The organism is Streptomyces aureocirculatus (assembly GCF_000720475.1).
Classification (GTDB): domain Bacteria; phylum Actinomycetota; class Actinomycetes; order Streptomycetales; family Streptomycetaceae; genus Streptomyces; species Streptomyces aureocirculatus.
Genome location: NZ_JOAP01000017.1, coordinates 31,746 through 53,432, shown reverse-complemented (window position 1 = coordinate 53,432; position 21,687 = coordinate 31,746). Strand labels below are relative to the sequence as shown.

At 72.8% G+C, this 21,687-nt stretch carries 17 protein-coding genes; 9 read left to right on the top strand and 8 right to left on the bottom strand.

The window, feature by feature from the left end:
- The first annotated feature begins 138 nt into the window (after positions 1-138).
- Positions 139-474 carry an ArsR/SmtB family transcription factor gene (locus tag IG78_RS0116855; RefSeq protein ID WP_030563892.1) on the top strand — a complete coding sequence of 112 codons (336 nt, stop codon included), beginning with the start codon at positions 139-141 and terminating at the stop codon, positions 472-474.
- 52 nt (positions 475-526) lie between these two features.
- Here the strand turns inward: IG78_RS0116855 and IG78_RS0116850 are convergent, their stop codons facing one another.
- Positions 527-1,129: a hypothetical protein gene (locus tag IG78_RS0116850; RefSeq protein ID WP_030563890.1), complete on the bottom strand. Its 603-nt coding sequence runs from the start codon at positions 1,127-1,129 to the stop codon at positions 527-529.
- An 84-nt stretch (positions 1,130-1,213) separates the two neighbouring features.
- Between IG78_RS0116850 and IG78_RS0116845 the strand changes: the two genes are divergently transcribed.
- Genes IG78_RS0116845 through IG78_RS0116835 form a run of 3 tightly spaced genes read left to right on the top strand, consistent with a single transcriptional unit; the run spans position 1,214 to position 3,409 of the window.
- Entirely contained in the window at positions 1,214-2,374 is a 1,161-nt protein-coding gene (locus IG78_RS0116845; RefSeq protein WP_078965196.1) for a sialidase family protein, read from the top strand.
- 46 nt (positions 2,375-2,420) lie between these two features.
- Positions 2,421-3,125, top strand: coding sequence for an NADPH-dependent F420 reductase (gene npdG / locus IG78_RS0116840; protein WP_030563886.1), 705 nt, complete (start codon positions 2,421-2,423; stop codon positions 3,123-3,125).
- A 26-nt stretch (positions 3,126-3,151) separates the two neighbouring features.
- Complete coding sequence (locus tag IG78_RS0116835) at positions 3,152-3,409, top strand: hypothetical protein (protein WP_225882101.1); 258 nt, start codon at positions 3,152-3,154, stop codon at positions 3,407-3,409.
- Positions 3,410-3,419: 10 nt separating this feature from the next.
- Here IG78_RS0116835 and IG78_RS0116830 read toward each other — a convergent pair whose 3' ends face one another.
- On the bottom strand, positions 3,420-4,217 hold the full coding sequence (locus IG78_RS0116830; RefSeq protein ID WP_030563882.1) for a site-2 protease family protein: 798 nt from the start codon (positions 4,215-4,217) through the stop codon (positions 3,420-3,422).
- 367 nt (positions 4,218-4,584) lie between these two features.
- On the opposite strand from IG78_RS0116830, the gene IG78_RS0116820 reads away from it, so the two are divergent.
- Positions 4,585-8,055 (top strand): AfsR/SARP family transcriptional regulator, encoded by a 3,471-nt coding sequence (locus IG78_RS0116820; protein WP_030563880.1) that lies wholly within the window; start codon positions 4,585-4,587, stop codon positions 8,053-8,055.
- Between the two features lie 10 nt (positions 8,056-8,065).
- On the opposite strand, the gene IG78_RS0116815 is transcribed toward IG78_RS0116820, so the two are convergent.
- From IG78_RS0116815 to panB, 3 genes are all read right to left on the bottom strand, one after another.
- Positions 8,066-8,923: an ABC transporter permease gene (locus IG78_RS0116815; RefSeq protein ID WP_030563878.1), complete on the bottom strand. Its 858-nt coding sequence runs from the start codon at positions 8,921-8,923 to the stop codon at positions 8,066-8,068.
- Positions 8,920-9,963: an ATP-binding cassette domain-containing protein gene (locus tag IG78_RS0116810; RefSeq protein WP_030563876.1), complete on the bottom strand. Its 1,044-nt coding sequence runs from the start codon at positions 9,961-9,963 to the stop codon at positions 8,920-8,922. Before IG78_RS0116810 ends, IG78_RS0116815 begins: the two co-directional genes overlap by 4 nt.
- 318 nt (positions 9,964-10,281) lie before the next feature.
- On the bottom strand, positions 10,282-11,163 hold the full coding sequence (gene panB / locus IG78_RS0116805; RefSeq protein WP_030563873.1) for a 3-methyl-2-oxobutanoate hydroxymethyltransferase: 882 nt from the start codon (positions 11,161-11,163) through the stop codon (positions 10,282-10,284).
- Positions 11,164-11,462: 299 nt separating this feature from the next.
- On the opposite strand from panB, the gene IG78_RS0116800 reads away from it, so the two are divergent.
- The 4 genes from IG78_RS0116800 to IG78_RS0116785 all read left to right on the top strand — a co-directional run bounded on the left by IG78_RS0116800 (position 11,463) and on the right by IG78_RS0116785 (position 16,462).
- Positions 11,463-13,070 carry a DHA2 family efflux MFS transporter permease subunit gene (locus IG78_RS0116800; protein WP_030563871.1) on the top strand — a complete coding sequence of 536 codons (1,608 nt, stop codon included), beginning with the start codon at positions 11,463-11,465 and terminating at the stop codon, positions 13,068-13,070.
- A 140-nt stretch (positions 13,071-13,210) separates the two neighbouring features.
- Positions 13,211-13,822, top strand: a complete 612-nt coding sequence (locus tag IG78_RS0116795; RefSeq protein WP_078965198.1) for a TetR/AcrR family transcriptional regulator — start codon at positions 13,211-13,213, stop codon at positions 13,820-13,822.
- Between the two features lie 227 nt (positions 13,823-14,049).
- The gene (locus IG78_RS0116790; protein WP_030563867.1) at positions 14,050-15,072 is read left to right on the top strand and encodes an endonuclease/exonuclease/phosphatase family protein; all 1,023 of its coding nucleotides are present in this window, start codon (positions 14,050-14,052) and stop codon (positions 15,070-15,072) included.
- 169 nt (positions 15,073-15,241) lie between these two features.
- Entirely contained in the window at positions 15,242-16,462 is a 1,221-nt protein-coding gene (locus tag IG78_RS0116785) for an MFS transporter (protein WP_030563865.1), read from the top strand.
- A gap of 257 nt (positions 16,463-16,719) precedes the next feature.
- Here IG78_RS0116785 and IG78_RS0116780 read toward each other — a convergent pair whose 3' ends face one another.
- The 3 genes from IG78_RS0116780 to IG78_RS44080 all read right to left on the bottom strand — a co-directional run bounded on the left by IG78_RS0116780 (position 16,720) and on the right by IG78_RS44080 (position 21,637).
- Positions 16,720-18,498 carry an NAD+ synthase gene (locus tag IG78_RS0116780; RefSeq protein ID WP_030563864.1) on the bottom strand — a complete coding sequence of 593 codons (1,779 nt, stop codon included), beginning with the start codon at positions 18,496-18,498 and terminating at the stop codon, positions 16,720-16,722.
- Between the two features lie 253 nt (positions 18,499-18,751).
- Positions 18,752-20,467 carry a multicopper oxidase family protein gene (locus IG78_RS0116775; protein ID WP_051852705.1) on the bottom strand — a complete coding sequence of 572 codons (1,716 nt, stop codon included), beginning with the start codon at positions 20,465-20,467 and terminating at the stop codon, positions 18,752-18,754.
- Positions 20,468-20,602: 135 nt separating this feature from the next.
- Positions 20,603-21,637 (bottom strand): hypothetical protein, encoded by a 1,035-nt coding sequence (locus IG78_RS44080; RefSeq protein ID WP_030563860.1) that lies wholly within the window; start codon positions 21,635-21,637, stop codon positions 20,603-20,605.
- Between the last annotated feature and the right edge of the window lie 50 nt (positions 21,638-21,687).

The following is a 21,687-nucleotide window of genomic DNA, read 5'->3' as shown; positions in this document are numbered from 1 at the left end:
CCCCGGCGAGTGCCGGGGCCGGGTCTCAGGGCGCGGCGGCACGGGGCAGCACCATCGGACCAAGGTACGAAGATTTTCGTACCTCAGTGGAGCACATCCTTCAGGTACGATTCAAGTCGTACCTGAAGGGAGTGTCGCGTGACCGGGAAGAACCTGGTCGGCCCGGAGGCCGACGCGCTCGATCTGGGTGTGGTGTTTCGCGCCCTCGCCGACGAGCACCGCCGTTCGGTGTTGACGCAGTTGGCCGCCGACCGCAACGACAGCGAGCGGGGCTGCAACTCGTTCGATCTCCCGATCTCGAAGCAGACCCAGACCCACCACTTCCGCGTCCTGCGCGAGGCGGGTCTCGTTGACGAGATCGACTACGGCAACCGCAAGGGCATCCGGCTACGACGCGCGGACATCGAGAAGAGATTCCCCGGGCTGCTCGCCCTCCTGGAAGCGGAGCCTCCGGGCGATACCGCTTCTCGCTGAGCACAGGCGAGTACAGGTGAGCACAGGTGCTCGGCAGGGAGCAGCAGCCGGGTCACCACCGCGACGGCGGTGGCGCCGTCAGTTGGTCCGCAAGGCGGGAGAGCCGGTCACGGAACCGCCGGCGCCCCCGCGGCGCGGGGACCCCGTTCTCGCCCGCCGCCGCGCTCACCAGGTGCTGAACGGTGTCCAGGTCGAGGCCCGCGCCGTCCGGCACCGTGAGCGCCTCGTGGGCGAGTGCGCCCAGGTCCCCCTCGTGCTCGTTCAGCGCGAACACCGCCGCGCCCGCCCGCCGCGCGTCGTGCACGCGCGAAAGGAGGTCCGCCGGGGGCTCGGTGGGCGCCACCACGAGCAGCGTCTCGCCGCGCCGCGCCGCCTCGATGCGGCCGAGGCCCACCGAGAGCTGCGCGGGCGCGTCCGGGCGCGGCCGGTGCCGTACGAGGGTGGGGGTCAGCTCCGGGGTGCCGGACCACGCGGCCTCGTCCACCAGGTGCGCGGCCAGATGCCACGGCTCGTACTCCCGGGTGCCCACGAGCAGAAGACCGCCGCCGTGCGGCACCACGCTGGAGCGCAGGGCCCCCGCGAAACGGCGGGTGGCGCCCGGCCATTCGGTTCCGGCGAGAACTTCGCGCAACAGCGCGACGCGTACGGCGTCCATGCGGCGCATACTGCCTCAACGGGAGATTCGTCAGCGGGAGTTCACCGCGAATTCCCCCATGATGGGGAAGAGGCACGGATGTCAATGGGTAAATCTGAGCAAACTGAGCAGGCCGAGAATACTGGGCACGCCGAGAACGCCGGGCACGCCGATCAGGCCGAGCGGGCCGTGACGGTGGAGACATCCGTTCCGTTCCGCGCGGGGGACGGGGGATACGCGAGTTTCCGTATCCCCGCCGTCGTCGTCACGCACTCCGGTACCGTCCTCGCCTTCTGCGAGGGCCGCGTCGGCTCGCAGGAGGACTTCGGGAACATCGACGTGGTCCTGAGACGGTCCGTCGACGGCGGCCGCACCTGGGGCCCGCTCCAGGTCGTCGGCGCCAACGGCGCCGACCTCGCGGGGAACCCCGCCCCCGTCGTCCTCACCACCGGGCGGATCCTGCTCGTACAGATCAGGAACGCCGCCGAGGCCACCGAGAACGCCATCCGGCGCGGTGAGGTGGCCGCTGCGGACGGCCGCCGCGTCTGGGTGCAGCACAGCGACGACGACGGCCTCACCTGGTCGACGCCGCGCGAGATCACCCGGCAGACGAAGGAGCCCCACTGGCGGTGGTACGCGACCACGCCCGGCCACGCGATCCAGTTGAGCGGCGGCCGGATCGTCGTGCCCGCCAACCACTCGCTGCCCCCCGCGGGCAGCGACGTCGGCACCGAGGGCCGGTACAACGGCGGGCACTGCCTGCTGAGCGACGACCTCGGCCAGACCTGGCGCATCGGGTACGTCGACGACAACCCCAACGGGTACGTCAACGTCAACGAGACCACTGCCGCCGAGCTCCCCGACGGCCGCGTCTACTTCAACACCCGCAACGACTCGCCGGCCCCCGGCACTCGCGCCGACGCCCACTCCCACGACGGCGGCGAGAGCCTCGCCAAACCCTTCCGGCCGCAGGCCTGCCTCACCGGGCCGGTCGTCGAGGGCAGCCTGCTCCAGCTCCGCGACCCGGACCTGCTGCTCTACTCGGGGCCCGCCGAGCCCGGCTTCCGCGCCCTGATGTGCGTCCGCGCCAGCCACGACGGCGGCACCACCTGGCACGTCGCGCACACCGTCGACGGGCTGCCCGCCGCGTACTCCGACCTCGTCCGCCTCGACGCGGACACCCTCGGACTGCTCTACGAGACCGGGGACTTCAGCGCCTACGAGACGATCACCTTCCGGCGCGTACCGCTGCACCTGCTGAACTGAACCACCGGTCCGGCCGGGTGCAAGCGCGCGGACGTAGGGTCTGACCATGACTTCCACGGAAAGTGCGCAGAAGGCTCCGGCCAAGGACCCCTGGGACCTGCCCGACGTGTCCGGGCTCGTCGTGGGCGTGCTCGGCGGCACCGGCGACCAGGGCCGCGGCCTCGCCTACCGGCTCGCCCGCGCGGGCCAGAAGGTGATCATCGGCTCCCGCGCGGCCGAGCGCGCCGAGGCCGCCGCCGCCGGGATCGGCCACGGCGTCCAGGGCCTGGACAACGGCGAGTGCGCACGGCGCAGCGACATCGTGATCGTCGCCGTGCCGTGGGACGGGCACGCGAAGACCCTCGAAGGGCTGCGCGAGGAGCTGACCGGCAAGCTCGTCGTCGACTGCGTCAACCCGCTCGGCTTCGACAAGAAGGGCGCGTACGCCCTGAAGCCGGAGGAGGGCAGCGCCGCCGAGCAGGCGGCCGCGCTCCTTCCCGAATCCCGGGTGACCGCCGCGTTCCACCATCTGTCGGCGGTGCTGCTCCAGGACGAGTCGGTCGAGGAGATCGACACGGATGTGATGGTGCTCGGCGAGAGCCGCGCCGACACCGACGTCGTGCAGGCCCTCGCGGCCCGCGTCCCCGGCATGCGCGGCGTCTTCGCGGGCCGCCTGCGCAACGCCCACCAGGTGGAGTCCCTCGTCGCCAACCTGATCTCGGTGAACCGCCGCTACAAGGCGCACGCGGGCCTGCGCGTCACCGACGTCTAGCCACCGCGTACGGGCCCGTGCGGGGCATGGGGGACACTGGTGCGGTACGTCCACCCGGATTGCCGCACCCAGGAGCGCTCCCCATGCCCCGCCTCGCCCTCTACGCCCTCGTCGTCTGCGTCCTGTCCGTCGCCGCCGCCGTGGTCTCCTTCGCCCAGGGGAGCTGGCTCGGCATCGTGTGGGTGCTGCTCGCGGGGCTCTCGTCCAACATGACCTGGTACTACGCCCGCCGCGCGAAGGCCCTGCGGCAGCGGGACGAGGCCACGGCCGCCGCCGGCCACTAGCCGCCGGCCGCTAGCCGTTGATCGTGGGGATGTCCGGGGTGCCCAGCCAGAAGCGGTAGAGGCGCTGGCCCCAATATGTATCGAAGTCCGTGACACCGAGGCCGCGCAGGATCGCGTCCACCGCGTCGAAGAACGCGTGGTTGACCTCGGGGATCCACAGGATGCCGAACACCGCTAGCAGGCCGAACGGCGCGAACGGCTCCACCTGGCGGCGGATGTTCAGCGACAGCCATGGCTCGATCACGCCGTAGCCGTCCAGGCCCGGGACGGGCAGGGAGTTCAGGATCGCCGCCGTCACCTGGAGCAGTGCCAGGAACGCGAGCGCGTAGCGGAACGTGTCGGGCACGCCGTCGAGGGCGTCGAGCCAGAACGGCGCCGTGCACACGACCGCGAACAGCACGTTCGTCAGCGGGCCCGCGGCCGAGATGAGGCTGTGCCGCCAGCGCCCCCGGATGCGGCCGCGCTCGATGAACACCGCGCCGCCGGGCAGTCCGATGCCGCCCATGATGACGAAGAGCACCGGAAGGACGATGCTCAGCAGCGCGTGCGTGTACTTCAGCGGGTTGAGGGTCAGATAGCCCTTCGCGCCGATGGAGATGTCACCGCTGTGCAGAGCGGTACGGGCGTGCGCGTACTCGTGCAGGCACAGCGAGACGATCCAGGCCGCCGTCACGAACAGGAAGACGGCGAAGCCCGGGTTGTCGGCGAACCCGGTCCAGGCCGCCCAGCCGGAGGCCGCGGTGACCGCGGCGATCCCGAGAAAGACGGGGCTGACCCGACGGTCGCTCCGGGTGGGGGCGGTGGTCATGCGGCTCCTTCGTACGGGCCGAAACACGCTACTCCGGCGAGGCTACCGCCCTCACCCGGCCGCGCAGCAGGCCCGCGCCTCCTCCCTCGATCTTCCCGCCCGCCCCTTCTGCGGGCACCCGGTCCGCGCCTCCTCCCTCGGTCTTCCCGCCCGCCCCCTCCACGGGCGGCTGGTCCGCGCCTCCCTCTCCCGGCTTCCCGCCCGTCCCTTCTGCGGGCGGCTGTCCGCCCCTCCTCTCCCCTCCCCCTGTGGGCAACTGGTCCGCCAGGGGCGGAACGGGTGGGCACAGCCCAGGCCTACGGTGCGGTTGACACAGAGGGCACCCCACCCATCCCCGCGCGGAGCGCAAACCCCCGTTGGCCGACGGATGGGCCCTGCGCGGCCCCCAACCGCGGGTACCGGCGACAATGGGGGCGTGCGATACCGCGTTCTGGGCGTGACCCAGGCCCTGCGCCCCGACGGCACCACCGTGCCGGTCGGCGGCGCCCGCCTGCGCGCACTGCTCGCGGCACTCGCCCTGCGCCCGGGCCGCACCGTCCCGGTGCACCTCCTCGTCGACCAGGTGTGGGGCGACACACCCCCCGCCGACGCCACCGGCGCCCTCCAGGCCCTGGTGGGCAGGCTGCGGCGGGCCCTGGGCGCCGGCGCCGTCACCTCCACCGAAGGCGGCTACCACCTGCGCGCCGCCCCCGACGACGTCGACGCCCACCACTTCGAGCGCCTGGTCGGCGAAGGCACCCGCGCCCTCGCCGACGGCGACCCCGCCAAGGCCGCCGCCCTCCTCGACGACGCCCTCGCCCTGTGGCACGGCGAGGCCTTCACCGACCTGCCGGACCACACCGCGGAGGCGGCCCGCTGGTCCGCCCGCCGCCTGGACGCCAGGCGCGCGCGGTGCGCCGCCGACCTGGCGCTCGGCCGGGCGGACTCGGCGCTCCCCGAGCTCACCGCCCTGTGCGACACCCACCCCCTGGACGAAGCCCTCCAGACCCTGCGCCTGCGCGCCCTGCGCGACGTCGGCCGCACGGCGGAGGCGCTGGCCGCGTACGACGACGTACGCCGCACCCTCGCCGACCGCCTCGGCACCGACCCGGGCCCGGAACTGCGCGCCCTGCACGCGGAGTTGCTGCGCCCGGACGGCGACGCCGACCGCGAACGGGACCGGGGCCGCGGCCGGGACGCGGACCGGGGACGAGACGAGGTCCAGGGGCGTGACCGTAAGCGAGAGGGCGCCGCCGACCCGCCCCCTCCCGTCGGCGCCCCGGAAGCGGCAACCCCCCGCGCCGGGGCGGAGCCTCCCGCCAGAACCCCCGCCCAGGGCAACCTCCGCGCCCGGCTCACCTCCTTCGTGGGGCGGGCCGGGGACATCGGCGCGATCCGGGCCGACCTGGGGCGGGCGCGGCTCGTGACGCTGACAGGACCCGGCGGGGCGGGCAAGACGCGGCTCTCCCAGGAAGCCGCGGAGTCGGTCGCCGACACCGTGCCCGACGGGGTGTGGCTGGCCGAACTCGCGCCGGTGGACGACCCGGACGACGTACCGGAGGCCGTCCTGACCGCGCTCGGCGCGCGCGAGACGGTGCTGCGGGGCGCGGGCGCGGAGGAGCTGCGCGCGGCGGCGGAACGCAAGGCCGCCGACCCCTTGTTCCGGCTCACCGAGCACTGCGGACCGCGCCGCATGCTGCTCGTACTCGACAACTGCGAGCACCTCGTCGACGCCACCGCGGGCCTCGTGGCGCGGCTGCTCGCCGAGTGCCCCGGGGTCACCGTGCTCGCCACCAGCCGCGAACCTCTCGGCGTTCCCGGCGAGTTGCTGCACCCGGTCGAACCGCTGCCGGAACCTTTCGCGCTGCGGCTCCTCGCCGACCGCGGGGCGTCCGCGCGGCCCGGCTTCCGGGTCGACGACGACGCCCGCGCCGCCGCCGAGATCTGCCGCCGCCTCGACGGCCTGCCGCTCGCCATCGAACTGGCGGCGGCCCGGCTGCGGATGCTCACCCCGCGCCAGATCGCCGACCGGCTCGACGACCGCTTCCGGCTCCTGACCAACGGGGCCCGCACGGTGCTGCCGCGCCAGCAGACCCTGCGTGCCGTCGTCGACTGGTCCTGGGACCTCCTCGACACCGCCGAACGGTCGGTCCTGCGCCGCCTCTCGGTCTTCGCGGGCGGCTGCGACCTCGCGGCGGCCGAGGCCGTCTGCGCGGGCAGCCGCGTGGACCCCCGCGACATCGCCGGCGTCCTCGGCTCCCTCGTCGACAAGTCGCTCGTCGTCGCCGCGCCCGCCACGCACGGCGACGTGATGCGCTACCGGCTCCTGGAGACCGTCTCCGAGTACGCCGCCGAACGCCTGGACGAGGCGGGGGAGCGGGGCGCGGCGGAGCGGGCGCACCTCACCTACTTCCGGGAGTTCGCCAGGACCACCGACCCGGAGCTGCGCGGGCACGGGCAGCTCGCGGCCGTCGCGGCGTTCGAAGCGGAGTACGAGAACCTGCGCACCGCCCTGCGCCGCGCCGTCGCCGCCCGCGACGAGCAGGAGGCGCTGTGCCTGGTCCTCTCCCTTGCGTGGTTCTGGCTGATCCGCGGCCTGCGCCAGGAGGCACGTAACTGGACCAGGGACGTGATGGCCCTCGGCCCCGACCCGTTCGCCCCGCCCGTCACCCCCGCCGCCCCGCTGTACACGCGCTGCACGGACACCCCGCCCCCGCTGTCCGGCGAGCTCCTCATCGAGGCCCGGCGCGGTGTGCACCTCATCCAGTTGTCCTGCATGGACATGGACCCCTCCGACTGGCGGACCCCCGAGGCCGCGCGGAAGCTGGACGCCATCAGGGACACCTACCGGCCGGGCCTGCCGCAGACTTGCCGCAGCCCGGGCAGCCTGTGGTTCTTCGCCGTCCTGATGACCGGCGACGTGGAGCGGCTGCGCCGTCTCATCGACGAGACCGTCACCGCCTGCCGCAGGTACGGCTTCACCTGGGAGCTCGCGGGCGCCCTGCAACAGCGCGCCAACATCCTCGCCAACCGCACCGACTGGGCCGGTGACGCCCGCAGCGACGCCGACGAGGCCCTGGAGATCTACACCCGGCTCGGCGACGCCTGGGGCACGGCCGAGGCCCTGTCCTCACGCGGCGAGGCGCACGAGCGGCGCGGCGCGTACCTGCACGCGGCCGCCGACTTCCGCGCGGCGATCGAGCACGCGACGGAGCTCGGCGCGTGGGCGCAGGTGTCCCTGCTGACCGCGCGGCTCGGCACGGTCCTGGTCGAGGCGGGTGAGGCCGAGCGCGGCGAGGCGCTGCTGCGGCAGGTCGTGAGCGACGCGGGGAACCGTCTGAACGGGGCGCTGCCCGCGGCCCGGCTCTTCCTCGTCGGCCTGCTCTGCCGCACCGGCCGCACCGCCGAGGCCCGTGAGCAACTGGCGCGCCTGAAGGAGGAGTTCACGGCCTTCGGCTTCGCGCTCTTCGAGGGCTTCGTGTGCGGCTCGCACGCCTGGCTCGACACTCTCGACGGCCGGCACGCGCGGGCGGTCGGCCTGGCCCGCGAGGCCGTCGAGAAGGCCGCCGACCCCTTGGCGCAGTTGGTCGCGCCGCAGTTGCTCGCCGTGCACCTCGCGACCCTGGCCAGGGCGCTCGTCTGCCACGACGCCGACCGGGCCGCGGACGCGGCCCATCTGCTCGCCGTGGCCGACGCCCAGTTGCCGCCCGGCCACGTCCCCGTGGCCCTGGAGCGGGAGATCCGGGGGAGCGCCGAGCGCGCCACCCGGGCGGCGCTCGGCGACGCGGGCTACGCCGCCGCCTATGCCGAGGGCGACGGCCTCACCTGGGAGCAGGCCGTCGCCTCGGCGGAGCTGTGACCCGAGGGGGTCACGTCTTGGTGCGGAACTTGTGGATCGCGATCGGCGCCGTGATCGCCGTGAGGGCGACCGACCAGATCAGCGTCACCCACACGTCGTGTGCGATCGGCGTGCCGCCGTTCATCAGGCCACGGGCCGCGTCGGCGAGCGACGACAGCGGGTTGTAGTCCGTGAACGTCTGGAGCCAGCCCGGCATGGACTTCGTCGGCGCGAAGATGGACGAGCCGAACTGCAGCGGCATCAGGACCAGGAAGCCCATGCCCTGGATGGCCTGGGCGCTCTTCATGACGACACCCATGGTGAGGAAGATCCACATCAGGCCCACCCCGAAGGCCATGGCGAGACCGACGGACGCGATGAAACCCGGGATGCTCTCCACGGAGAAGCCGATGATCAGCGCGACGATCATCAGAATGGCGGTGGCGACCAGCATCCGCAGAAGCTCGACCACGATCTTCGCGACCATCACCGAGGAACGCGCGATCGGCAGCGACCGGAACCGGTCCATCACACCGGTCTGGAAGTCCTGATTGAAGCCCGTGCCCACGCCCATGGCCATGTTCATCCCCATCATGGCCATGAGGCCGGGGATCACGTACTGGACGTACTCGTCGCGGCCGCCGCCGAGCGACTGGCCGACCGAGCCGCCGAAGACGTACACGAAAAGGAGCGTGAAGATGATCGGCATGAGCACGGCGTCGATCATCGACTCCATGTCCGCCTTGATCCACAGCAGATTGCGGCGGACCAGGGCGGCGGTGTGCCGCACATGGGCGCGCGGGCTGATGCGGGTGTCGGCGCCTGCTTTGCCGACGTGGTTCTCGACGGGCGCCGAGGGGGGCGCCGGGGCCGTGGTGGTGGCGCTCATGCGGCGACCTCCTCGAAGTCGGTGGCCCTCGTGGACGCGGCGTCCTGCGTCTCGCCGGTCTTGTGGCCGGTGAGGGACAGGAAGACCTCGTCCAGGCTGGGCAGTTCGGTGGCGATGTCGGCGAGCGTGATGCCGCGCGCGGTGAGGGTGCCCACGACGGCCGTGAGCTGCTCGTCGCTCAGGATCGGCACCAGGACCACGCCGGTCTCGTCGTCGACGGTGGTGGTGGCGAGGCCGGTCAGGCCCGACTCGTCGAGGGCCGCGGCGGTGGGGCGCAGTTGCGCCGGGTCGGCCGGGCGGACGCGCAGGGTGCGGCCGCCGACCTTCGCCTTCAGCTCCTCGATGCGGCCGTTCGCGATGACCTTGCCGCGGTCGACGACCGTGAGCTCGCTCGCGAGCTGCTCGGCCTCTTCCATGTACTGCGTGGTCAGCAGGACGGTGACGCCGTCACCGACCATGCGCTTTACCTCGTCCCAGACCTCGTTGCGCGTACGCGGGTCGAGGCCGGTCGTCGGCTCGTCGAGGAACAGCACGGCCGGGCTGCCGATCATGGACGCCGCCAGGTCGAGGCGGCGGCGCATGCCTCCCGAGTACGTACGCGCGGGGCGCTTGGCGGCCTCGGTGAGCGAGAACCGCTCCAGCAGGCCGTCGGCCCGGGAGCGGGCCTCCTTGCGGGACAGGTCGAGCAGTCGGCCGATCATGTAGAGGTTGTCCCAGCCGGTCAGCTTCTCGTCCACCGAGGCGTACTGACCGGTGAGGCCTATCACGCGGCGCAGTTGGCGGGGCTGGCGCACCACGTCGTACCCGGCGACGAAGGCCGAGCCGGAGTCGGGGGTGATCAGGGTGGAGAGGCAGCGCACGAGCGTGGTCTTGCCGGCGCCGTTGGGCCCGAGGACGCCGAGGACCGTGCCCTCGCGGACGTCCACGTCGACGCCGTCCAGCGCCTTGGTCTCGCCGTAGTGCTTGACCAGCCCCCGTACCGAGACGGCGTTCGCCGCTCCGCCGGTCACCCGTTGGGGCTTGTTGTCGATTTCTGTCATGCCGTACATAAGAGCAGTCGCCACCGACAATCCGCCGACAGCCGACCGACAGCGGCAGGAGCAAGAAGCGACAGGAGGCCGACAAGCGCGGTGACAGGTGGGGGGAGAACGCCATGAAGCGGTACATGACGCCTCAAGATCGGGATGGCGCAAAGTCGCCCCGGAGTCGTGGGCTCCGGTAGGTGCGGACGCGGGGGCGCCGGAAGAGGAGGGCAGCCCGCCGACGGGGGACGGCCGGCGGGCTGCCGTTGGTGCCGCGATGGTTCGTGTCGGCCGTGGGCACCGGCACCCGGTGTCGGTGCCCACGGCGCGGGTACCTCAGTGGACGGCGTGCTCCGGAGCCGGGAACGCGGCGCCCACCACGTCCTCGGCGAAGGCCTTCGCGGCATCGCCCATGACGCCGCGCAGGTCCGCGTACTGCTTCACGAAGCGCGGCATCTTTCCGCCGGTCAGGCCCAGCATGTCGGTCCATACCAGGACCTGGGCGTCGCAGTCCGCGCCCGCGCCGATGCCGACCGTCGGGATGTTCAGGGACCGGGTGACCTCGGCGGCGAGCTCGGCGGGCACCAGTTCGAGCACCACCGCGAAGGCACCCGCGGCCTCGGCCGACTTGGCGTCCCTGAGCAACTGGTGGGCGGCCTCCTCGCCGCGGCCCTGGACGCGGTAGCCCATGGTGTTCACCGACTGCGGGGTGAGCCCCAGATGGGACATGACGGGGATGCCGGACTGGACGAGCAGCTCGGTCTGGGCCAGTGAGCGCTCCCCGCCCTCCAGCTTCACCGCGCCGACGCCGGCCTCCTTGACCAGGCGGGTCGCGGACCTGAGCGCCTGGACGGGGCCCTCCTGGTACGAACCGAAGGTCAGATCGGCGACGATCAGGGCGCGGCTCGTGCCGCGCACGACGGCCGAGGCCATCATGGTCATCTCGTCGAGGGTCACGGGCACGGTGGTGTCGTACCCCAGGTGGCAGTTGCCCGCCGAGTCGCCGACGAGCATGACCGGGATCCCGGCCTCGTCGAAGACGGACGCGGTCATCGCGTCGTACGCGGTGAGCATGGGCCACTTCTCGCCGCGCTCCTTGGCGGCGGTGATGTCGCGGACCGTGATGCGGCGAGTGCCCTTGCCGCCGTACAGCGCCTTGCTGCTGTCGGTCTTCCGCTCCGTGGAAGCGGGGCTCTGGGCAGCCGAAAGCTGCGTCATCGCAACGGCTCCTTCTGTCGTCTCGAGGCGCCCTGACGGCGTCCCCGGATCACGTCCATGGTGGCATCGCGTGCCGCCTTGCGGCTAGAGGGTGTTTTTTCGGCCAATTCCAGCTTGGGCGAGGACCTGGCGGGTTCTAGTCTCCGGAGGAGGGGATTCCGCAGGGTGGACGCAGATGTTCCGCATGCTGGACCGGGTGACGGGATGGGGGGCGGGCCGAGTGATGGACGGGAAAAGCCGCGGTAAAGCCTTTCCAATACGAGACGGTCTCGTATCGAAATGGCTCTACGCTGGAGTCCATGACCACATCTGCCGTCCCCGACGCGCCCCGCATACCGGAGGCGGTCCACCGGCGCCGCTGGGCGATCCTCGGCGTCCTGATGCTCAGCCTGCTGATCGTCGTCCTGGACAACTCGATCCTCAATGTCGCCATCAAGACCATCTCCACCCCGGAACCCACCGGCCTCGGCGCCACCCAGAGCGAGCTCGAGTGGGCCATCAACTCCTACACGCTCGTCTTCGCCGGACTCCTGTTCACCGCGGGCCTGCTCGGTGACCGCATCGGCCGCAAGAAGGTCCTGATCGCCGGGCTCGCCGTCTTCGGCATCGGCTCGGCGCTCGCCGCCCAGTCCGGCTCACCGGTCGAACTCATCGCGTTCCGCGGAGTGATGGGTCTCGGCGCCGCCTTCGTGATGCCCGCCACCCTCGCCGTCCTCATGAACGTCTTCGAGCGCGAGGAGCAGCCCAAGGCCATCGGCATCTGGGCCGGCGGTGTCGGCCTCGCCGTCGCCATCGGACCGATCACCGGCGGTCTGCTCCTCGACCACTTCTGGTGGGGCTCGGTCTTCCTCATCAACGTGCCGATCGTGATCGTCGCCATCGGTCTGATGATCGCGCTCGTCCCGGACTCCAGGGACCCGAAGCCCGGCCGCATCGACCTGGTCGGCGTCGTCCTTTCCGTCATCGGTCTCGTACTGCTCGTCTACGGCATCATCAAGGGCGGCCAGCTCGCCGACTTCACCGATCCCGCGGCCCTCGCGACGATCCTCGCGGGCGTCGCCGTGCTCGCCGGTTTCGTCTGGTACGAGAAGCGCAGCGAGCACCCGTCCATCGACATCTCGTACTTCAAGAACCGCGTCTTCTCCGCCGCCATCACCGCGATCGCGCTCGTCTTCTTCGCGCTGATGGGCGTCACGTTCTTCGCCGTCTTCTACACCCAGAGCGTGCGCGGGTACTCGCCGCTGAAGACCGGCCTGCTGATGCTGCCGCTCGCCGTCGCCCAGTTGATCTTCGCGCCGCGCGCCCGGCTCGTCGTCGACCGCTTCGGGGTACGCGCGGTGTGTGCGGGCGGGCTCGGGCTCGTCGCCCTCACGCTCGTCGGCTTCGCCCTCCTCGACGCCGACACTCCCATCTGGGTCCTGGAGGTCATCTTCTTCCTGATGGGCGCGGGTATGGCGCACATCATGACGCCGACCAGCGTCGTCATCATGCAGGCCCTGCCGCGGGAGAAGGCCGGCTCCGCGTCGGCGCTCAGCAACACCTTCCGGCAGGTCGGCGGGGCGCTCGGCATCGCCGTGCTCGGGTCCGTGCTGTCCACCGCCTATCGCGGGGGCGTGGAGGACGAGCTGAAGGTGCTGCCCCCTGGGGCGCGGCACACCGCCGGGGAGTCGATCGAGGCGACGCTCGGGGCCGCTGGGCGGCTCGGGGGGCGCGGGGACGCGCTCGTGGCCGCCGCCAACGACTCCTTCCTGCACGCCATGCACATCACCGCCCTGTGCGGGGCGGGGGTCGCCCTTGTGGGCGTGCTCGTCGTGTCCCTGTACTTGCCAGGCAAGGCGCGCAAGGACTTGTCGACGCCTGCCGACGCGTCGGCCCCGGAGGGGGAGCGGGTGGGCGCCGAGCACTGAGGATCCGCCGGGGGCGGGCGCCCTTCCGCTGTGGGCAAGCGGGCCGCCAGGGGCGGCACGGGTGGGCACAGCCCCCGGCGGGCGGTCACGTCGCACCCGGCCAGGGAGAATGCGGGGGGACGTTACACCGCGGAGGAGTCGTGACAGTGGAGCAGGGGCGGAACGGCAAGGGGGCACGGGGGCGGCCCCGAAGTGAGGCGGTGGAGCGGGCCATCATCGAGGGCGTCGTCCAACTGGTCGAGGAGGGCATCCCCCTCGCGGACATCTCCGTGGAGCGCATCGCCCGCACCGCGGGCGTGGGCAAGGCCACGATCTACCGCCGCTGGAGCGGCAAGGAGGAAATCTTCGTCGACGTCCTGCGCGGCCTGGAGGAGCCCCCCGCCGCCCTGCCGGGCACCTCCATGCGCGACGACCTCGTCGTCCTCGTCGAACGCATCCGCCGCCGCGGCCTGAGCATGCGCTCGTCGGCACTCCTGCACAACGTGTTCGCACAAATGAAGAGCCTGCCCAAGCTCTGGGAGGCGTACCACGAGACGGTGATCGAACCGCAGCGCCGCATCGTCAGGGACGTCCTGCGCCGCGGCGTCGAGAACGGCGAGCTGCGTGCGGACGTCGACCTCGTGCTCGCCAACGAGCTGTTCGTCGGCCCCATGCTGGTGCGCGCCGTGATGCGCCCGAACGATCCGCTGGACGACGACCTGGCGGTGCGCATCGTCGACACGGTGCTCGAAGGGATGCGTCCGCAGAAGTGAACCCGCGGTGCCCGGCGTGGCGTTCACCACGCCGGGCACCGGGTCGATGTGCGCGTTTTGTCACAGAGGTCACCCCCCGCACGCACATCCGGAACCCCGTGAGCGCTCTCGTTCGTCCTCGTGCCCGTACGGCCGTCCCCGGACGGCAGGGACGACACCGGATCATCGCCTAGGGTGCTGAGGGCGGGACGACGGTGTGCACGGCAGTCAGTGAGGCGACGAGAGACATGGCGCAGGCGTACAAGGCGGAGACGGACAGCGGCGGCTCGGAGCCCGAGCGTCCGGATTCCCGACTGCGACGCCTGGTCGGCGGATGGCGGGGCGACCCCGGCATCTGGCGGCGCGGGCTGGTCACGGCGGGATGCGCGGTCCTCATCGGGCTCGTGATGCTGCTGCACGCCCAGATCCCCAACGGCGTGGGCAACCTCGGCAGCCTCACCGAGACGTTTCTGCCCTGGCTCGGCGTGTTCGTCCCTGTCCTGCTCGTCATCGCCGTCGTCCGCAAGTCCGCGATCGCCCTGATCGCCCTGCTCCTTCCGGTGAGCGCCTGGTTCAGCGCCTTCGGCGGCCTCATGACCGACAAGTCCGGCAGCGGCGGCGACCTGACCGTCGCCACGCACAACGTCAACGCCGACAACCCCGACCCGTCCGGCACCGCCCGCGACGTCGCGGCGTCCGGGGCCGACGTCATCGCCCTGGAGGAGCTCACCTCCGGCGCCGTACCGACGTACGAGAAGGCCCTCGCGAGCACGTACAAGTACCACTCGGTGCAGGGCACCGTCGGCGTGTGGAGCAAGTATCCGCTGAGCGGCACCAGGCCCGTCGACATCAAGCTCGGCTGGACCCGGGCGCTGCGGACCACCGTCGACACCCCCAAGGGGGAGGTCGCCGTGTACGTGGCGCACCTGCCGTCGGTGCGGGTCAAGCTCGACGCGGGCTTCACCGCGGGGCAGCGCGACGACAGCGCCGACGCGCTGGGCAGGGCCATCCGGCGCGAGAGCGTCGGCAGGGTCGTGCTGCTCGGCGACCTGAACGGCACGATGAACGACCGCGCGCTGAACGCCGTCACCTCGCAGATGCGGTCCACGCAGGGCGCCGCGGGCGACGGGTTCGGCTTCAGTTGGCCCGCCTCGTTCCCGATGGCCCGCATCGACCAGATCATGGTCAAGGGGGTCGAGCCGGTGTCGTCCTGGACGCTGCCGGAGACGGGCAGCGACCACCTGCCGGTCGCCGCGAGCGTGGACCTCTGACGGTCACCGTCCCGCAACCTCGCGTCCCAGACCTGGCGGCCGCGCGGAATACTCGGGCCGGGACCTTTGTTCCGTACGTAAACTTACGGGTCGCGCGCGCCGCTCCCCGCCGCCCTCGCGCGCCCGCCCGCGCCCACGCCCGCTCAGCCCGTTCGGAAGGTACGTCCTCATGCCCCTGGCCCTGCTCGCCCTAGCCGTGGGCGCCTTCGGCATCGGCACCACCGAGTTCGTGATGATGGGCCTGCTGCCCAATGTCGCGGACGACCTGCACATATCCATCCCGACCGCGGGGCACTTGGTCTCCGCGTACGCGCTCGGCGTCGTCATCGGTGCCCCGCTGCTCGCCGCCGTCACCGCGAAGATGCCCCGGCGCCGGGTCCTCATCGGCCTCATGGGACTCTTCGTCGTCGGCAACGCGCTGTCCGCCGCCGCGCCCGACTACCACCTCCTGATCGCCGCCCGCTTCGTCAGCGGACTGCCGCACGGCGCGTTCTTCGGCGTCGGCGCGGTCGTCGCCACCGGGCTCGTCGGGCCCGAGCGCAAGGCCCGGTCGGTGTCCCTGATGTTCCTCGGCCTCACCGTCGCCAACGTCGTCGGTGTGCCCGTGGCCACCCTCATGGGGCAGCAGCTCGGCTGGCGTGCGACGTTCCTCGCCGTCAGCGCCATCGGGCTCGCCGCGATCGCCGCGCTCGCGCTCCTCGTGCCCGCCGACCACGGGCACGGCGAGAACCCGGGGCTCCGGGGTGAGCTGCGGGCGCTGCGTTCGCTGCCCGTGTGGCTCGCGCTCGGTACGACCGTCGCGGGCTTCGGCGCGCTGTTCGCCGCCTACAGCTACGTCACGCCGATGCTGACGGACTCCGCCGGGTTCGCCGAGGCCGGGGTCACGCTGCTGCTCGCCCTCTTCGGCGTGGGGGCCACGGCGGGGAACCTGCTCGGCGGGCGGTTCGCCGACCACTCGCTGCGCGGCACGCTGTTCGGCGGGCTCGGCTCGCTGGTGGTCGTGCTCGCGTTCTTCCCGCTCCTCATGCGGGCCGAGTGGAGTGCGGCCGTGGGCGTGACGCTGCTCGGTATGGCCGCGTTCACGACCGGGTCGCCGCTTCAGCTCATGGTCATGGAGAAGGCCGCCGCCGCGCCCTCGCTGGCCTCCTCGGCGAACCAGGCCGCGTTCAACCTCGCCAACGCGGGCGGGGCCTGGATCGGTGGGCTCACCCTCGCCGCCGGCTTCGGCGTGACCTCGCCCGCCGTCGCCGGCGCGGGGCTCGCCGTGCTCGGCGTGGGGGTCGCCACCGTGGCGTACGCGGTCGACCGCGCCCGTTCTTCTTCCGGCGCCGGGCCGGGCCGCCTGATCGCCGAACACGTGCCCGGCGCCGAGCGGCGGGTGGACGCCTGACCTCCTGAACGCCGACAGGACGGGAACCCGGCACCGGGACTGTGCCCACCCGTCCCGCCCTGCGGGACGATTGCCCACAGGGGCGGGGCGGGTGCCCGCAGGGGGCGTGGCCGGTCGCCGCACCCCCGTACCCGCGCCTGTCGGGTGGCTGGAAACGGGTGGGTGGGAGAGGTTCCCGCCGCGGTAGCGGTGGGGAGGGAAGCACAACCCCCACCAGCCCGCAGGCAAGGAACAACCCCCCGGCCAAGCCCAGGCGGTCAGCCGCTTTCGCGCCAGAGGTTGGTGATGGGCAGCCGCCGATCCTTCCCGAACCCCTTCGGGGAGATCTTCGTACCCGGCGGATACTGCCGCCGCTTGTACTCGGCGGCGTCCACCATGCGCAGCGTGGAAGCGACGAGCTCCGCCGCGAACCCGGCGGCGACGATCGCGTCGGCCCCCTGGTCCCGGTCCACGTACAGCTCAAGGATCCCGTCCAGGACCGGATAGTCGGGCAGGGAGTCCGTGTCCACCTGCCCGGGCCGCAACTCCGCACTCGGCGGCTTGGTGATCGAGTCGTCGGGCACCGGCGGCGTCTGCCCGCGCTCCTCGGCGGCCTTGTTGCGCCAGCGGGCGAGCCGGAACACCGCGGACTTGTAGACGTCCTTGATGGGACCGTAGGCGCCGACGGAGTCCCCGTACAGCGTCGAATAACCGACCGCGAGCTCCGACTTGTTGCCGGGCGCGAGGACGAGGTGCCCCTCCTGGTTGGAGAGGGCCATCAGCATGGTCCCGCGCAGCCGTGACTGCAGGTTCTCCTCGGCGAGCCCGGTCAGCTCCAGGGACTCCATGTACGCGTCGAACATCGGCGCGATCGGCACCGTACGGAAGTGGAGCCCGGTGCGCCGCGCCAGCTCCTCCGCGTCGGTCAGCGAGTGCTCGGACGAGTACCGCGAGGGCATCGCGACCCCGTACACGTTCCGCGCGCCCACCGCGTCGCAGGCGATCGCCGCGGTCAGCGCCGAGTCGATGCCTCCGGAGAGCCCGATGAGCACGGAGCGGAAGCCGTTCTTGGTGACGTACGCGCGCAGCCCCACCACGAGGGCCGAGTACACCTCCTCGGTGTCGTCGAGGCGGTCGGCGTAACCGCCGCCGAACTCCGCCTCGTACGCGGGCAGCGGCTCAGCGGACAGCGTGACGTGCTCGACGCGCAGCCCGTCGCCGTCACCGCCGTCGCCGCCGTCACCGCCGACGACGCCGTGCGGCACCGGGCCCGCCGCGGGCAGTTCCAGGTCGAGGACCACACAGCCCTCCGCGAACTGCGGCGCCCGCGCGACGACTTCGCCGTCCTTGTCGACCACGATCGAGTCGCCGTCGAAGACCAGCTCGTCCTGGCCGCCGGTCATCGCCAGGTACGCCGTCGTGCACCCCGCCTCCTGGGCGCGCTTGCGCACCAGGTCGAGGCGCTGATCGTCCTTGTTCTGCTCGTACGGCGAGGCGTTGAGGGAGAGCAGCAGGCCCGCCCCCGCGGTGCGCGCGGCGGGCACCCGGCCGCCGTCCTGCCACAGGTCCTCGCAGATGGCGAGCGCCACGTCGACCCCGTGCACCCGGACCACGGGCAGCGTCTCGCCCGGCACGAAGTACCGGAACTCGTCGAAGACGCCGTAGTTGGGCAGGTGGTGCTTGGAGAAGGTGAGGGCCACGCCGCCGCGGTGCAGCACGGCCGCCGCGTTGCGGGGCGCGCCCGCGGGCTGGCCGTAGCGCGGCTTCGCCTCCTCCGTGCGGTCCAGATAGCCGACCACCACGGGCAGTTCGCCGAAGCCCTCGTCGGCGAGCCGCTCCGCGAGGGCACGCAGCGCCCGGCGCGAGGCGTCGACGAAGGAGGAGCGCAGCGCGAGGTCCTCCACGGGGTAGCCGGTCAGGGCCATCTCGGGGAAGGCGACCAGGTGCGCCCCCTGCTCGGCGGAGTGCCGGGTCCAGTGGACGATCGCCTCGGCGTTCCGCGCGAGATCGCCGACGGTCGAGTCGATCTGGTTCAGAGCGAGGCGTAGTTGAGGCACGCGGCCCAGCCTATTCATCAAAGCGACGCGATGTCCTGGTGAACGGGCCCGTGGTGTCCTCGCGAACCGGGCCTGTGAACGGGTGCGGACGCGCCGCGCGGGGCGCGTCCGACCGGCCGCGTCCGACCGGCCGCGTCCGACCGGCCGCGTCCGACCGGCCGCGTCCGACCGACCGCGTCCGACCGCCCGCGGGTGTGCGCCCGCGGGTGTGCGCCCGCGGCGCCGGACGCGCCCCTGGTTCCGCTCGGGTCGGTTACCGCGTGCGGTAGCCGAGGGCCGTCATCATGCCCGCCTCCGCGTGGTAGACGTTGTGGCAGTGGATCATCCACAGGCCCGGGTTGTCGGCGTCGAAGTCCACCGTCAGGGTGCCGTTCGGCAGGGCGACCGCCGTGTCCTTGCGGGGGCGGCCAGGGGCGCCCGCGAGGGCGAAGGTGTGGCCGTGCAGATGCAGCGGGTGCCACATCGCCGTGCCGTTGGTGAACACCAGGCGCACCCGCTCACCGGCCCGCACCGGATGCCGCTGATCGGGGGTGTAGGGCTTCTTGTCGAACGCCCAGTCGTACTTCCGCATGCCGCCGGTCAGCCGGATCCTGATCGTGCGGTCCGGCGTCCGGCGCGGCAGGGCCACCGAGTCGTCGGCCGTGAGCCGGTCGGCGAGCAGGACGCGGCCCGTCAGCTCCTTGGGCCGCACGGACGCCGCGGGCGGCCTGCCGCCTCCCGTGCGGAGCACCGCCTGCGCCGCGGCCTTCTTGCCCTCGGCCACCGCCGTCAGCGGGAAGACGCCGTCCTTGGCGGTGACGAGGACGTCGTACCGCTCGCCCATGCCGATCAGGAGCGCGTCGGTCCTCCGGTGCCGGACCGGGAAGCCGTCCGTGTGCGTCACCGTCAGCTCATGGCCGCCGAGGGCCACGCGGAAGGCCGTGTCCCCGCCCGCGTTGATCAGGCGCAGCCGGACGCGGTCGCCGGGGCGGGCGCGGAAGACGGCGGGGGAGCGGGGGGTCCGGCCGTTGATCAGGTAGTGCGGGTGGGCGACGTCGCCCGCGTCCGGGCCGAGGATGTCGCTGCGCGCGCCCATCATCATGCGGGAGGGCCCGGAGGCTTTGGCGGGCCCCGTGGTTCCGGAGGCTCCGGTGGGCCCGGTCGCCATGCCGTGCCCTTCGTGACCCCCTCCCCCGTCACCCCCGCCCCCGTGGTCCATGCCGCCGCCCCCGCCGTGCTCCATACCGGCCCGCAGCTCGGTCAGGACCCCGTCCGGCGTCGAGCCGTCCACCCCGTCGACCCAGTCGTCCAGGACGACCACCCACTCCTCGTCGTACCGCAGCGGCTCCCGGGGGTCCTCGACGATCAGGGGTGCGTACAGACCACGGTCCTGCTGGGTGCCGGAGTGCGGGTGGAACCAGTACGTCCCCGGGTGCGGGACCTTGAAGCGGTACGAGAAGTCGGCGCCGGGGGCGATGGCGCGCTGGGTGAGGGCGGGGACGCCGTCCATGTCGTTGCGCAGGGCGAGGCCGTGCCAGTGCAGGGTGGTGGCTTCGGGGAGGTGGTTGGCGAGCGTGAGGGCGAGGGTGTCGCCCGCGGTGACACGGACTTCCCTGCCGGGCAGTTCCCCGCCGTACGCCCACGTCCTCACGGTGGGGCCGCCCAGGTCGAGCGTGGCCCTCGCGGCCGTCAGCCGGACCTCGCGGACCCGGCCGCCGCCGGGGCGGGCGCGCTCGGCGGCGGCGACCTCCTTGCCGGTGGGCGACACGAAGCCCGCCGGAGCCGCGGACGGGCCTGCGTTGCCGCCGCCGGAGTGACCGGAGTGGGAGCCGCCGCCCCCGTCCCCGCCCCCGTCCCCGTCCCCGGAGCAGGCCGTCACGAGTCCCGCGCCCGCGGCGCCGGCTGCCGCGCCGAGCAGGACGCGCCGCGACGGCTTCGAAGGGCCGTCGGCGGACGCGGGACCGGGGATGCGCGTGATCGGTTTGCGCATGGTTGATGAACACCTCGTCTGTGTGGTGCGTGCAGTAGGGCGCGTCTGCTGCTTCTGGTACACCGCTCGGCGCCCGGAGGTTCCCTGTTGCGGGCCCCGGACGTGCGGGCAGCGCGAAGCAGCCGGTACGGCGGCCTATACGCGCAGCACGGACAGACGGGTGAGGAGGGTGCGGGGCGGCGGCGGATGCGGCCGCAGCGCGTCGAGCAGTTGGGCGAGCCGCTGTACGGGGGCGAGGGCGCCCCCGGGCCGGTGGCGGACCGCCGCGTGCGACAGGGCGAGGGTGAGGGCGGCGCCCAGGACCGCCAGACAGACGGAGAGCGGGTCCATGCCGGGGGCGTGCGGCGCGGGGCCGCCGGGCCGGGGCTCGGCCACCGCCCCGGAGCGCGGCTGCGTGCCGTCCGCTCCGTCCGCTCCGGTGTGCGGCTGCGGGCCGTCCGCTCCGGTGTGCCGCCGCGTGTCCTTGGCTCCGGGGTGCGGCTGTGTGTCCTGCGCTCCGGTGTGCGGCTGTGTGCCGTCCGCTCCGGTGTGCCGCCGCGTGTCCTTGGCTCCGGTGTGCGGCTGGGTGTCCTGCGCTCCGGAGTGCGGCTGTGCGCCGTCCACCAGCGAGTGCGAGTGCGAGTGCGAGTGCGAGTTCGGGTGCGTGCCGCCGCCCGTCCCGGACCGTCCCGCGCCCTGGTGGCCGTCGTCCACGCGCGCGTGAGCACCGACCGGGGTCGTCACCGCGTACTCGTAGGCCGGGGCCGCCACCGCGCACTCGTAGGCCGGAGGCGTCACCGCGTACTCGTAGGCCGGGGCCGTCACCGCGTACTCGTAGGCCGGAGGCGTCACCGCGTACCCGTAGGCCGGGGCCGCCACCGCGTACCCGTAGGCCGGAGGCGTCACCGCGTACCCGTAGGCCGGAGCCGCCACCGCGTACCCGTAGGCCGAAGGCGCCACCGCGTACCCGTGGGCCGGGCCCAACACCCCCCGCTTGCCGCCCGGGACCGTCGCCGACTGCTCGCCGACCGGAGCCGTCACCGCGTGCTCACCCATAGGCCGTTCGGCGCGCGAACCATGCTCCCGGGGATGGCCCAGCGAGTGCATGGCCACGATGCCGAAGAGCAGCGCGACGAGCAGCGCGAGGCGGCTCGCGCGCGTCGTCGGGCTCTTCGGGCTCCTCTGGGGCACGGGCCGGATCCTACCCCTCCTGGGTATGGGGCGACATGCGGGCCCGGCCC